Below are 14,483 nucleotides of genomic sequence, written 5' to 3' on the forward strand. Positions count from 1 at the left end.
AGCCCCGGCAATTGCCTGCCAAGCGCCTGAATACCTTCAAGCTTTTCGACTTTCATCTATGTGTCAATGAATGCGCAGCCTTCAAATTGAATGACGACACTACGCCGCGCGAGTGCTGAGGCCCTTTAGGCCAGCCTCACAATATCGAGTTGATAGATGAAAGTCCACTCAGTTGACGTCCGGTGACAGATTGCTATGCTTCCCGGAACGAGACAAGAAACGCCCCTCTCGCGGGAACGAAAGGGGCGCTGAATGGGCCGTGACCTAGGAGGCACACGGCGCCTGAAAAGTGAATGTGGTCGGGTTCGATTCCCGAGCGGTCCATTCTATCTCGGTCCCCTGTGATTGCCAGATGGAAGGGAAAAAGATGTCTACTACGCGTGCTTACACAATCAAACTCTCAGGCCCTTCGGGCCTTGGTGACACGAACAGCGATTGTCGCGAGCTCTCTTGGAAGACGCACGTCACCGCAAACCGAGGCGTGCAGGTCTGGGGCGACTGGCTGCTGACGTTGCGTGCAGGACTGCCCGCTTCGCTTGCCCAGGACGATTCAGGCGTGCTGCCGGTGTCCGAAAAAGACGTCAACGCTGCCATGACGGCCGACGGCGTGAAAGGCAAAGCAAAAGAAGAACGCTTCACGGAGTATGAATGTCGCCTGATAGATTCTCGCCGCGACAACCTGCGAACACTGCTGGCGTTGTCGTGGCTGTCGGTCGAGGCGGTCGACATAGACCGCGCCGAGACGCTGAATCATCAAGTCGCGACCGGAGCTGAAGAATCGTCAACGCGAGTCGAGAAAGTTCTCGGCGCGTTTCAGAACATTCTCCGGAAGAAGCAGATTCCGGATAGCGAACACGAAAGCTGGATGAATTCGTGTCGTGAATCTCTCTCAGCGCAGATCCGCGACGATGCCTACTGGGTCGATCGCACAGCAGCGTTCAACGAACTCGTGCAGCGGTGTGACGGCAAACTCACGACCGAATGGAGCAGCCGTACTTTCTTCGATCTGATCGGCGGCAGCGACGAATACTTCAAGCTGAATGAAGAGGGAGCCGACGCGGACGGCAAGGATTTTGTAATCAAGGCAGGTAACTGGTTGAGTGCCAATTGGGGAGCGGGTGAAAAAAGTGACCCCGCTGCCATTGCAGAAGCCCTTTCCAGGCTGTCCGAAGCCGCGGCAGATCTTTCGACAGGAACCACGGCACTCGCCGCGATGACAGCGCTCGCAGCCGCCCTCGACCCGACCGACGATAAACCTGAAGACACGGCCGTCGCATTTAAGGCAATCAAGAAGTCCGTCGGCTGGAAAGGCCGACCGTCGAAGGGAGCAATGGCTCTGCAGCGACTGATGGACAGTCGCACGATTGATACGGCACTGATCGACACCGTCGCAGCAAAGCTGTTGGAGGAAGCGAAAGATCAGCAGACAAAAGCTGAGACGACACTGCGACCGCCGGACTGGATGCCTCATCTCCGTAACGATATCACATCCCGGATAGGCATGCCGTATCGAGTCGAACGTGACCTTATCTGGGAACACGCCGTTCTGCTCGACCACGCGCTGAGGCGAACATCTGTCGCACATTCATGGATCAAACGAGCTGAAGTGGAGCGGCGGCAGTTTCGCGACGATGCAGCAAAGTTGAACAACGCAGCGAAAATACCGCAGGCCGCTCGCAACTGGCTGGATAGCTATTGTCAGCGACGCGCCGTTGACAGCGGTTCGGTCGGCGAGTTTGTGATTCGAAAGCAGGCGATCGACGGCTGGAAACGGGTCGTTGCAGAATGGAATGCAAACCCCGACTGGACAGAAGCCGAACGCAAACAGACAGTCCGCGATGTTCAGGCGGAACTCGACCTCGACGAAAAGTGGGGCGATGGCCGACTGTTCGAAGACCTGGCCGCAGACGACGCTATTTGCGTCTGGCAGAATGCGAACGGAACGGCCGCTGCAACGATTCTGACGGACTATTCCGCGGCGACCACAGCCCGAGCCAACCAGCGACGGTTTAAGGTTCCCGCGTATCGGCATCCGGACGCGATGATGAATCCGGTCTGGATCGATTTCGGTAACTCGCGATGGAACATCAGTTATTCCGCACTCAGCGAATTCGACAAACGCCAACAACTGCAGAAGAAACTGGCAACCGCAAAGACCGACAAGGCCCGAAAGAAGCACACTGATGCACTGGCGGCAAAGCCAGATCTGCAATCGGTCACGCTGGGGCTGTGGTCCGGCACCGACATTCAAAACGTCTCGTTAAAGTGGCAGGGAAAACGGCTGCAACAGGATCTCGACCTCGCCCATTTCAACACCGACGGTCCCGAAGTTGTGCGTGCTGATCGCCTGAACCGAGCGGCTTCGGGAACACCAAACAACGCCGTCAACGTGGCTGGCATCTTTCAGCAAAAAGACTGGAACGGACGCCTGCAACTGAAGCGTCCCGCTCTGGAAAGACTACGAGCGAAACTCCGAAAGGCGGGCATCGATAGCGATGATCCAGCAGACTGGGGAGATCTGCGAGAGCACTTCGACAGCCTGGATTGGTATCTGACGACTTCAGCCAAACTGGAACCTTCCGGGCCATTCATCGACTATCTGAAGGGTGACCTGCCGGGCGGATGGAAATATGTCGATAAGACCAGATACCTCACCAACGATCTGAACAAAGCAGAAAAGCGATCGGGCCGAACGCGAATCCAACTGGCTCGTCTGCCGGGACTGCGGGTTCTTTCGTTCGACCTTGGCCATCGCTTCGGTGCGTCGTGTGCCGTTTGGGAAACGGTGAGCAGCGACCAGATGAATTCTGCCTGCAAGGCGGCCGGTGTCGAACCGCCGACAAGTTCGGATTTATTTTTTGTGCTCGAACAGCCAACGGACAACGGCCCTAAAAAACCAACACACCGCCGAATCGTCTACCGTCGGCTTGCCGATGATGGGCTGAACGGAAAACCGCATCCTGCTCCGTGGGCCAGGCTGGATCGTCAGTTCGTGATCAAGTTGCAGGGAGAAGACCGACCCGCTCGCCGGACAACTCCTCAGGAGTTCAATCGGTACAACGAGTTTCGGCGTTTTCTGAATCTTGAAGAGCTCGACCTCGATGGAGCCATCGCGAAATTGCCGCCCATCACGTGGCTGATGCAGGAAGCCGTGCGAGACGCCCGGCTGGGGCTGCGGCGTCACGCCGATCGAGCTCGTATCGCTCATGCGATGACGGCAAAAGTGAAACATCTCTCGGGGAACCGCACCGCCCCGTTCAGCTCTGACGAAGAACGCCGCGACCACATTGTGCGGCACCTTCTGCTGTGGAACGATCTTGCCAAAGCTGCAATCCCTGTCGGGGCAAACATTCAACGCTGCCCCTTTGCCTACCAGGCATGGCTGGATCACATTCAGCCGCTGGTTGGCGAGAACATTGAAGACTGCCATAACGAGGATCACACGCGGCCAGCTCGCAAAAAGAAACGCGAAGCACTCGCGAAACAGCTCGAAACCGCGGCCAATCAAATCATTACTGACGACAGGTTCGCAAAGCAATTGCACGACGCATGGAAGGACAACTGGGACAGCGAAAATGAGCATTGGATATCGCATCTCAAGTGGCTGCGGAAGGACCTGCTGATGCCCGGAATCGGTCGCAGGCCCCGAAATAGTCAGTCATCAGAGTTCGCTACGTGGCAACAGCGGAAGAAACAGCTCCGCAACATGGGCGGGCTCTCCTACGACCGCATCGGTGCCCTGCGTCAGCTTTACCAGGTGATGAAAGCCTTCCGCAATCGGCCAACGCCCGACGATCCCAAAGCCGGAGTCCTAGATCGACATGATTCGTCTCAGAAGAACTTCGGTCGACGGATGCTGGATCAGTTTGAAAAACTACGAGAACAACGCGTCAAGCAACTGGCCAGCCGCGTCATCGAAGCCGCTTTGGGACTGGGAGCCGAACCTGGTCGTGATCAACACGGACACGATGCAAAGCGACAGCGAACTCGGTCTGATGATCCTCGGTTCGCTCCGTGTCACGCCGTGATCATGGAAAATCTTCGCAGCTACAAAACGGCTGAGACCCGCATGCGTCGTGAGAATCGTATGTTGGCGAGCTGGGCGTACGGGACCGTGCGAAAGTACGTCGAAGAAGCCTGCGAACTGCACGGCGTCTACTTCGACGATGTTCCCGCACAATATACGTCGAAGCAGGACTCCCGAACGATGATGCCCGGCGTGCGTTGCGTCGAAGTGGATCGAGCTGTCCTGAAAGCCGCATTGGCAACGGCCGGTGCGGCTGACAGCATGGCCGGACTGGCGCTTCAGAAACAACCGTTGGTTCGCCGGTGGAAGAGTGAGTTCAGCCGATGTGCCGATCGCGTTCAGAAACGACCCAAAGAAGCATCGGCGAGAGACCGGCTTCTCAGCCGTATTCGTACGGTCGTCGAATCTGATCCCGATCGTTTGCCGAACCAGGTGTTGCTCCCGGTTCGAGGTGGCGATTTGTTTCTGCCGGCCTTCGATTCGTTTCCCGTGGCGAAGAGCAAGCCGAAGAATTCCCAGCGTCTGCGTACGATTCAGGCCGACCTGAACGCGGGAGCCAACATCGGACTCGTCGCGTTGATCGATCCTGACTTTGCAGGCGGCTGGTGGCGAATCGCTGTGAAGCGGTCTGATGGAACAACGCAGAACGCCGACTATCCAGGCTGCCCGTTGTTCGAAAATCCCATTGAATTACTGACCGAAGAACAACGCTTTGGAAAGCGTGATCGTCAGAATGCGTTCTGCATTCCGACAACCGATCCGATCGATTCGTCGTCGAGAACGTGGTGGACGCAAAAAGCGTTCAGCAATCACGTGGAAGAACAATGCTGCCAGCGAATCGCCGAATCGCTGGGCCTGACATGAACTTGATTCAGGCCAGCCTGCAAGTGCTCAGAAAGTTGACGGTCAATGCAGTTTCCGGCTGCCCGACAGAACTTCGTGTCGCTTCGGTGACCGTGGTCGGTGACTGTGGAATGTGTCGTCGGGCAGCCGGAACCTACTGGGGAAAATGACAACTGCGAAGAAATTTGTTGATGAATTAGTAGCGGCTGTTTGGTGGCCGTACGGCAATGAGGTTGTTACAATGCGCATGGCTAAAGGCCCGAACGCCTTTGCAGTTGTGTCTCCGACTTTCACGTCGTGTTTTCTGCAAAGAGCAGATCCGTTTGCCGGTGAAATCCGGTTGTTCTTTAACAATCTGGTGAAGTGAGCCGACGCACGATTGGGCGGGCGAGTGCGAAGGTGCTCAAGCCACCCCCGGAGGACGCTCGCGGCAACGGAAGTTGTTGGCGAGCAGGAGTTTCCGGGCTGGCGAGTCGACGGCTTTGCCGGGCAGCCAGCGAGCGAGTTGTCTACGCTCGCGAGGCAGCCTGTAACTGTCGGTCTGCAAGCAACTTAGAGCACTGGCAGTCGACTCATTCACCGGCAAACCGATCTGCTGACACGGGATTGGTTCAGCGGGTGCGACTCGCGCCCGGCGTCGACTCATTCACCGGCAAACCGATCTGCTGACACTCGAGTTCTCGTTCGCGTATCTTTGCCTGATCCAGGTCGACTCATTCACCGGCAAACCGATCTGCTGACACAGTTCGTCAGAATGGTTGCTGCGTGGCGTCGGCGGTCGACTCATTCACCGGCAAACCGATCTGCTGACACCCGGAACTGTGCCATACGTCGGCGGAGCATCGACGGTCGACTCATTCACCGGCAAACCGATCTGCTGACACTTCCGAGCGCAGAGACTCCTGTCGCAGCCGTTCGGTCGACTCATTCACCGGCAAACCGATCTGCTGACACCTCTTTGCGCCTGTGCTATGCCGGCTATGCCGGTTGTCGACTCATTCACCGGCAAACCGATCTGCTGACACTCCGCAACGATGCGAAATTCGATCCTGACGACAGAGGTCGACTCATTCACCGGCAAACCGATCTGCTGACACACGATCGGCTGAGATAGGTGTTTAGTCTTGAGATGTCGACTCATTCACCGGCAAACCGATCTGCTGACACTCGCGAAGGCGATGTGAGCCTGTTCCGCGTCGGCCGCCGTCGACTCATTCACCGGCAAACCGATCTGCTGACACAAGGACGTGGGACGTTGACGGAAATCAGTGGTAGTCGACTCATTCACCGGCAAACCGATCTGCTGACACAGAAAGTTTTGGTACCCGGTCCCACGTTCTGGCGTCGACTCATTCACCGGCAAACCGATCTGCTGGACACCCGATCAGCCGTCGACGCCGCGCCAAACGGTGACGTCGACTCATTCACCGGCAAACCGATCTGCTGACACTCGGGCGGCTCTGACGGCGACGTTCTGACAGTGCAGTCGACTCATTCACCGGCAAACCGATCTGCTGACCACCCGCGGACCGAGCACGCATCCAGGCGTCCGCCGCGTCGACTCATTCACCGGCAAACCGATCTGCTGACACTCAACGGAGATCGCGTCCGCCGCTGGCTGGCCAGAGTCGACTCATTCACCGGCAAACCGATCTGCTGACACTAAGCCCCTTCCAGCGGCGCGGCCCTTGGCGTAGTGTCGACTCATTCACCGGCAAACCGATCTGCTGACACCGTTGCAGTTCGGCACGGCGGCGGCCAGTTCGTCGTCGACTCATTCACCGGCAAACCGATCTGCTGACACGCGTGCATGTTGACCGCCGGATGCAAGGGCCGGATGTCGACTCATTCACCGGCAAACCGATCTGCTGACACTCGTGCCGAAAACTGTTCCCGGATGAGTCTTGATGTCGACTCATTCACCGGCAAACCGATCTGCTGACACGCACTCCCAGCACCTAATCACACCGTGTTCGGGCCGTCGACTCATTCACCGGCAAACCGATCTGCTGACACTCCCACGTTCTGGCTGCCGGACGGCAAATTGAGGTCGACTCATTCACCGGCAAACCGATCTGCTGACACAGTATGCCAGGCGTTCAATGCTTGCCCGTGATGGCGGGTCGACTCATTCACCGGCAAACCGATCTGCTGACACTCCATAGCGTGTCCCAGTCTTGTCCCGCTAGTTAATGTCGACTCATTCACCGGCAAACCGATCTGCTGACACGTGAGAGTTGAATTCCACTGGAGATCACCTTCTTGAGTCGACTCATTCACCGGCAAACCGATCTGCTGACACAATTTTCTGGCTGGCGTTTCGGCCGTGCCGATCGGTCGACTCATTCACCGGCAAACCGATCTGCTGACACGGTCGCTCCGTCATCGTCGCACCGGGACACACTCGTCGACTCATTCACCGGCAAACCGATCTGCTGACACTTCCCTGCGACGCGGTACCACGAAAGACACGTTTGTCGACTCATTCACCGGCAAACCGATCTGCTGACACTGATATAAGACCTTTGGCGATTTCAGCGATTTCGGTCGACTCATTCACCGGCAAACCGATCTGCTGACACTCCAGCGTTTGCCGCCGCCCGTGAAGAATTCCGCGAGTCGACTCATTCACCGGCAAACCGATCTGCTGACACCCCTGCTGCCTTGCGAGCCGATTCGCTGTACTCTGGTCGACTCATTCACCGGCAAACCGATCTGCTGACACTTGCCGAACCATGACAGCAGCGCGGGCAGTGTGCCGTCGACTCATTCACCGGCAAACCGATCTGCTGACACGTAACCCGGTGCGGCAGTTGGGGACACACAAATGTCGACTCATTCACCGGCAAACCGATCTGCTGACACGCGGAAGTAATGCGGTGCCGTTTCGTCTGTCAGATCGTCGACTCATTCACCGGCAAACCGATCTGCTGACACACTTTGTTGCCGAGGATCTGCCGACCCAGAACCGTCGACTCATTCACCGGCAAACCGATCTGCTGACACTAAACGGTGAGGTTTCTTGCCACGACTCCCGGAGCGTCGACTCATTCACCGGCAAACCGATCTGCTGACACCGAATCAGAATCCATTCCCAGCAGGATGTCGGTTCGTCGACTCATTCACCGGCAAACCGATCTGCTGACACACGGCGTCCGCGAGTCCGGCCGGCCAGTTGTCAGCGTCGACTCATTCACCGGCAAACCGATCTGCTGACACCGATTCTGTCGCCTGTCTGCGGGGTTCTGTCGTGTCGTCGACTCATTCACCGGCAAACCGATCTGCTGACACAGCAGCCTTCACCGATTTCGAGACCGCCGTGACGGTCGACTCATTCACCGGCAAACCGATCTGCTGACACGTCGAGCCAGACATCGCCGGCAACCTGCTGCTGTTGTCGACTCATTCACCGGCAAACCGATCTGCTGACACTATGAATTCTATGATTTTCCAAATATCACCGACGAGTCGACTCATTCACCGGCAAACCGATCTGCTGACACGCAATGCGGCTGGCTTCGCCGCTCCACTGCATTGCGTCGACTCATTCACCGGCAAACCGATCTGCTGACACCCTTGAACCGCGTCGCCGGGCCTCACTAAGCCTCTGTCGACTCATTCACCGGCAAACCGATCTGCTGACACACTATGGAAGCCCGATTCACGGCACGCCTCTATTCGTCGACTCATTCACCGGCAAACCGATCTGCTGACACACCTTATTCCCAAGAATCTGACGGCCAAGAACCGGTCGACTCATTCACCGGCAAACCGATCTGCTGACACTACAGGCCGAAATAGAGCAGTCGGCCATCCACTTTCGTCGACTCATTCACCGGCAAACCGATCTGCTGACACTGCTTCAGAACGATCTTCTGCAGTTCCAGAAACCGTCGACTCATTCACCGGCAAACCGATCTGCTGACACAATACGCCCGTGTGCCAGTATGCCGGCCACATCGCGTCGACTCATTCACCGGCAAACTAATCTGTCGCAGCGCGCTTCGGTGGTCACGACCGAAGCGAGACGCGAACGTTTTCTTGTTGCAGGCCGGTTTCGTCTTGGCAGTCGGAAAATGCAGCGATCTGCCGTACACCGCGGGGCTGGCGTTGCGGGCTTCACGTGCGTTCAATGGCGAAGTCACGCTTCACAGTACTCCCTGACGGCATTCATGTCGGATTCGATGGCGGCGGTGACCATTTTCAGGATCATCGGCGTCAGCAGGCGGGCGGCGAGGTTGTGGGGGCGGGCGGTCATGTTCATCGTCATCAGGACGGCATCGTTCTGCGGGTCGACTGTGAAGACCGTGTCCCAGATTGTGCCGCCGGCGTCGGAGACCAGGCGGACGTGGTGGTTCTCGACGTATTCCGTGACTTCCAGAACGGTCGACGCTTCGCGGCCGTTCATCAGGCGAGTCTCACGGAAACGAGTGCCGACGCCGGTCTCGTGGTCGCTCAGGAATTCAATCTTCTGAATGCCGGGCACCGCCTTCGAAAAATCTTCCACATGCGCCAGCGTCCGGAAGACTTTTTCCACCGGAGCATGAATCGTGCGTGACGTGGCGACGATGTATTCCTTTGGGCCGGCGACGGCCAGTCCGAGGGCTCCGAAGACCAGACAGGCCAGAATTCCGGCGGGCCACATCCACCACGGGTGAGGAATCATGGCCAGCGTGCCGATCGTCGCAACGGTGAAGAACGCCCAGACGATTCCTCCGGGAATCGCACTCCGTTCCGGTGCCGTTCGCCGAGCGACAAACGGTCCGACGGAACTGCCGACCGCCCACGAGCACAGCACGATCAGAAACGCGGGAACCGGCAGTGTCTTCACCCATTCGGCCATCTGTTCCATGTTGCTCGTGTCAACATCGGCCGGAGGACCGTACAACGCGTTGCTGATCTGCTGAACGGCCGCGACACCGATCCCGCCCGCCAACATTCCCAGCAGAACAGCTCCGATTCGGTGAAGTATTCCCATGGTTCAATCCTGGACGGGCCTCAGTATGTTCGACCGACCATTACACCGCCGCCGGAAGTGATAATAAAGCTTACGGAAAATCAGCTGACATGGCAGCCGCAGGGCGGATCATTTTGCGGCTCGCGTCGTGCGACAGTTCGACAGGACCAGTCTTTTCAGTCAGGATGACAGGTCGGCAGTGCAGCCAATTTCATCGCACCCTGAGAACTTGCATTTCCTGCACCACTGTGGCATTGTTGGAGAATGCCGGAGACAGTGTGCTAAGAAGAGTGTGGCAGGGAATTGTTGACGTGGCGGGTGGCCGCGCCATCGGCGCCCGACGACGTGCGGAAACGCCCGCGCTGCAGGGTTACCGGTCGACGTTCGAGTGTGAGTATGACATACTCACCGGTCTGAACCGCCTGGCCTGCACATGCTGGCGATTTGCGAATACTCCAGATTCACCCAACGCGGGCGTTTTGGTTACATTTGCGGACTTTGAACGCGATTTGCTTCGTGACATCCGGGGTCTGGTGGCCGTTCTCGGTGAACTCAGTAAGATCGACTCCGCGCCGGCTTGCAGAATGCTGTCCGCTTCCGGCAGGACCCTGCGAATTGCGGGTGCGGTGTTGGAGACAATCGAAGAGCTTCGGTGGAATGCGGCGACCAGAACTGAAGCACCGCTTGCTGATCGCCGTCGGGTCTTGCAACGCAATCTTGATGACAGTGCCGTTGGCGAGCTTTTGAGCAACGAGCCGCAGCTTCCGGTGAGCGGCAGCGTTCTGGAAAGTGCGCGTGAAAAGGCAAAATGGCTGCAGTCGTCGACAGAATTGGAATCGCGTCGGTAGTCTGGAATGACTCCGAGATTCGGTTTTCTCCGCGCTTGACGCTATTCGCGAGTGTTCGCGTCGGGGCTGTCGGAATCGTTGGCTGTGATCAGCTCCGGAGTTGCTTCGGCAAGTAGTCGCCCCGCAGAAAAGACACGGACGGACAGTGGTCTGACTCGGAGATAGCAATGATTCTCTGCAATACCCGCCTCGGACACGGTAAGTGTCATTTCCGCTTCTTCCCAGCCAGTGTTCTCAGCTTCTGGTATCGAGACAAAATACCGATCGTACGGGGCCGGGAAGATGAAGAAGACATCCATCGGGCCTGACGCGCCCGGGAACGGGAAACAGGAACCGACCACGTGTGAAGTACTTTCGTACGTGTCGCTCATATACCTTGCTAGCGGTCCGTCTAACGCGAAGTCGTCACGGCGAAACTCCCATTTCAAACTGGTTGAACCATCCTTATGAATTACGTCGTGAACATCCACCAGGGAGTCGTCGAGTGTTTGGTTATCAGCACTGCCCCGCCAGTCAACGAACGACGCCTTTGTTTCGCCAGCGTAGAGCCTTACGGCCTGGCGTATGCGAATCGGGTCTGGCACGTGAACCACTCGCCGCATGATCGTCGATCGAAAGGCGCTTGTTCCTGCGTCCCCCAAACCCGATCTGAGGAGGGGCGGAAAGATCGACGACCAGCTACCGGGTTCGTAATCCACCCTGGCAACAGAATTCGCCGGCGGACGCAGGCTCTCAACTTTGACGACGGCCGCCTGAAAAGTCTCCCAATCGACAAGTTCGGCACTCATTCCATGGTGAAGAGCTATCAGCACAATCGACTGAGTGTCCATGAATGGCGTGCCCGCGGGCACTTCTGCAGCATCGCGGACCATCTGAATGCACGAATCCTGCCAGCTGCCGTCTCCCACAAGCACTGGTCCCAAACGAATCTGCTCCCGCAGATACCATAAGTGGTTTGAAATCCGATTGTTCAGCTGCGATCTGCGCGCTCCGGCGTCCAGCACTGGTCCCGGAAGGTACAGTCGGATGGCGTCGGGTTCGTACTCGCGAGGCAGCGGATGGGGATGGCCGTAGACGGGCAGCGTCTGTCGGTTGCTTGTCTGCTCAAGCTCGAGATAACGACCGGGCTGTTCGCGGAATGAGAGTCCTGAGTCGTACTTGCTGCTCGGATACGCCTCGACGATAACAATTCCCGGTGTTCCGGCCGATTCCCGCAACAGGGCTCCTGCCATCTGATCTGATGACAGCACCTGACCTTCGCCTACTACTGAGTTCACAAAGCTCGTGCCGTCGATGACGGCATCGGTAAAGTCGCTCCCGGCAAGTATGGAACCATCGAGGTAGGCATTTGTGAGATTCGCACCGCAGAAACGTGCCCGCCTCAGATCACAGAAACTCAGGCACGCGCCAGTCAGATCTGCACCGGAGAAATCGACATCCTGAAGATCCGAGTAGCTGAGGTTTGCCCGATACAGACTGCATCGTGAGAAACTCGCGTGCTGAGCAACAAGGGCGAATCCTGCCACGAAAGTCAGGTCACAATCGACGAACGCAGCATTCGACAGCGACGCCCCCGATAAGATGGCGCTGTCGAATCGCGCGTTCGTGGCACTGGAGTCGTCCAGGTTACAAAGGCGGAGATCGGCAGTCTCAAAATTGCCGTCGCTCAGATTAGTTTGCACAAATGAGACGCCAGATAGATCGGAATTCACGAAGTCGCAGCCGGACTGTATCAGTATCGGGAAGGCCCGCTGCTGTCCCTTGGAGGAGCCATCGCGAGATTCGATCAGCCGATCCAATACTTCCTGGGCCTCAGTTGCAGACATCGGCGGGTCTGCCACCACCTGCTGATCATTGCGGCTGGTGGCGGTCTCTGGCCGGTATGGTGACGCGGATAGTCGTTCAGCGTTTCCATCTCTCGCACCAGACGCCGGCGGGTTGCTGGCCACAAATTCACGTCCGATCCACAGGACTGCGGCAATGGTCAGCGACGTAAAGGCTACTGCGGCAAGGGAACGGGGGAACCGAGAATCCGTATTGGTTCTCGCGTGAGTCTCAATAGGCGGTGTGATTTGCGGAGTCAGCGCATCACACATCGCTCGAGCCGAGTGAAAGCGGTCTGCGGGGTCAAGCGCTGTCGCTGTAATAAGGCAGCTGCGCAACGGCTCAGGTATATGGTCCTGCTGCAGGGCGTCGACAAACGCCTCACGTTCTGAGATGTCTCTTCCCGTCAGCGCCCAGCCCAGCGTGACGCCAAGCTGAAATAAGTCTGTGCGTTCATCCAGGAGTCCGTCTCTCGCGAGTTGTTCCGGCGCATGGAATCCTGCCGTGCCACCCACTGACCTTACTTTCGGCTTCGTCCAGTTGCCGCCCTGCCGTCGCAGGGCCAGTCCAAAATCGATCAGAATCGGCCGCGGTTCTGCGCCGACCGGTGCCTGAAGAAGTCGGATATTCGACGGTGTGACGTCGCAGTGAAGGTAGTGTTTCAGATGAATGGCGTACAGTGCATCTGCGATTCTCGCCCCGATCCTGATGACGGACTGAGGATCAAGCCGGCCGGCCTCTTCAAGCGTTTGTCCTGGCAGGTACGGTAACACAAGATAGGCATAGTTCTCGTCATTGCCGGAGTGAAGGCACCGAATGATGTTCGGATGTTCGACTTCTGCAAGATCACTGAGAATGCCGGCTTCTTTGAGAATCAGGCCGGCATGCGGTGACTCCAGCTGCTGAAACTTGATGATGCTGCACGTACCCTTCATATCGGGCTTTGTCGCTGTGACAATATGCGCCTGCCCGCCCCGACCAATTTGTTCCTGAGGCATGTATCCTTCGATTCGTTCAGGCAGAAGGTCCAAGACCGGCATATGCGGTATGGACCGAACAACGAGACTGCGAATTGAGGGATGATCAGATTCGAGCTGCATTCCACTCGGCAGGTACCCCTTGCCTGCCCCGTAAATGCGGTGAACCTCAATCGACAGCAGGTCGGCGACCAGCGCGAGCAGCACCTCATCAGGCGCATCCGGATTCGCCGCCTCGAATCGTTTCAGCCGGTCTTCAAGCACCGGTACCGGTCCGTGATCGAACTGCTCGTCGAATGCCGATGTCACCGCTTCAACCTCAACGCGCCATCGTTCATCGAGTTGTGAAAACAGCTCGCTCGGTGGAATACGGAATTCAGTCATGCCTCAGCCCGCCTCCTCAATTCGGCTTTGATAGCCCGCCGGGCAGTCTTGACTTTGTGGTCGGAGACCTGCAGCCGTTTAGCGATCTGCTCAATGCTGCAGCCGTCAACCCAGTCCCGCAGGACATCACGATGGAGTGGATTCTCAAACGAAGCGACCTGCGCATCCACCCACCTGATGCAGTGTTCAACAAGTCTGCGAGTGATGGGCTGGTCGATCGGGAGACCGTCGATGGTCGCTTCGGGCAACACGGCCCTTAAGTCGGTGAAAAGGTCGTCCAAACTGATTCCGTCGTCAGCCAACCGGGACATTGGAACCGTCCTGCCTTCCTGCGTCCGATAGGCATGTGAGGCCGTGTCGAGCTTTGTCTCAAGAATGGCCCGCAGGAACTTGAAGGCTGTCGGATCCTCGATCGGAGGACAATTCGCCCTGGACAACCCGCTCTTGATCGCGCTGACAACGAGGTCCTCCGGTTCCCCATTGTAGCAGCGAAGCGAGAATCGGTAGTGAAGAACGACTTTCAGCAGGTCGTCCATCATTTTCTTCCACAGTTGTTCGCGTTCGTCGGTCATTGGTGCAAGCCTCACTGAACTGCCAGGACAAAAAGAACGAAAAACCTCGAC

General features: G+C 57.4%; 6 protein-coding genes and 1 CRISPR repeat array. Of the genes, 3 read left to right on the top strand and 3 right to left on the bottom strand.

Annotated features, from left to right (window positions below; all coding sequences use genetic code 11):
* The first annotated feature begins 367 nt into the window (after window positions 1-367).
* Together cas12b and R3C19_12185 are read left to right on the top strand one after the other, a co-directional pair.
* Entirely contained in the window at window positions 368-4,891 is a 4,524-nt protein-coding gene (cas12b, locus tag R3C19_12180) for a type V CRISPR-associated protein Cas12b (GenBank protein MEZ6061114.1), read from the top strand.
* A 145-nt stretch (window positions 4,892-5,036) separates the two neighbouring features.
* On the top strand, window positions 5,037-5,237 hold the full coding sequence (locus R3C19_12185; protein MEZ6061115.1) for a hypothetical protein: 201 nt from the start codon (window positions 5,037-5,039) through the stop codon (window positions 5,235-5,237).
* A gap of 199 nt (window positions 5,238-5,436) precedes the next feature.
* A CRISPR array of direct repeats spans window positions 5,437-8,869; the repeat unit is 36 nt; unit sequence GTCGACTCATTCACCGGCAAACCGATCTGCTGACAC.
* A 142-nt stretch (window positions 8,870-9,011) separates the two neighbouring features.
* Here R3C19_12185 and R3C19_12190 read toward each other — a convergent pair.
* Window positions 9,012-9,848, bottom strand: coding sequence for an SRPBCC family protein (locus R3C19_12190; GenBank protein ID MEZ6061116.1), 837 nt, complete (start codon window positions 9,846-9,848; stop codon window positions 9,012-9,014).
* Between the two features lie 563 nt (window positions 9,849-10,411).
* On the opposite strand from R3C19_12190, the gene R3C19_12195 reads away from it, so the two are divergent.
* Window positions 10,412-10,675 (top strand): hypothetical protein, encoded by a 264-nt coding sequence (locus tag R3C19_12195; protein MEZ6061117.1) that lies wholly within the window; start codon window positions 10,412-10,414, stop codon window positions 10,673-10,675.
* Window positions 10,676-10,716: 41 nt separating this feature from the next.
* Here R3C19_12195 and R3C19_12200 read toward each other — a convergent pair whose 3' ends face one another.
* Both R3C19_12200 and R3C19_12205 read right to left on the bottom strand, forming a co-directional pair.
* Window positions 10,717-13,860, bottom strand: a complete 3,144-nt coding sequence (locus tag R3C19_12200) for a serine/threonine-protein kinase (protein MEZ6061118.1) — start codon at window positions 13,858-13,860, stop codon at window positions 10,717-10,719.
* Window positions 13,857-14,432: a hypothetical protein gene (locus R3C19_12205; protein ID MEZ6061119.1), complete on the bottom strand. Its 576-nt coding sequence runs from the start codon at window positions 14,430-14,432 to the stop codon at window positions 13,857-13,859. The genes R3C19_12200 and R3C19_12205 overlap by 4 nt, the downstream gene beginning before the upstream one ends.
* Window positions 14,433-14,483: the final 51 nt, after the last annotated feature.

The organism is Planctomycetaceae bacterium (genome assembly GCA_041398785.1).
Taxonomy (GTDB): domain Bacteria; phylum Planctomycetota; class Planctomycetia; order Planctomycetales; family Planctomycetaceae; genus JAWKUA01.

What these genes read in the sequence shown, in the direction of transcription:
- R3C19_12205 (MEZ6061119.1), bottom strand. Translation starts at nt 14,432, where the DNA reads ATGACCGACGAACGCGAACAACTGTGGAAGAAAATGATGGACGACCTG.
- cas12b (MEZ6061114.1), top strand. Translation starts at nt 368, where the DNA reads ATGTCTACTACGCGTGCTTACACAATCAAACTCTCAGGCCCTTCGGGC.
- R3C19_12190 (MEZ6061116.1), bottom strand. Translation starts at nt 9,848, where the DNA reads ATGGGAATACTTCACCGAATCGGAGCTGTTCTGCTGGGAATGTTGGCG.
- R3C19_12200 (MEZ6061118.1), bottom strand. Translation starts at nt 13,860, where the DNA reads ATGACTGAATTCCGTATTCCACCGAGCGAGCTGTTTTCACAACTCGAT.
- R3C19_12195 (MEZ6061117.1), top strand. Translation starts at nt 10,412, where the DNA reads ATGCTGTCCGCTTCCGGCAGGACCCTGCGAATTGCGGGTGCGGTGTTG.
- R3C19_12185 (MEZ6061115.1), top strand. Translation starts at nt 5,037, where the DNA reads ATGACAACTGCGAAGAAATTTGTTGATGAATTAGTAGCGGCTGTTTGG.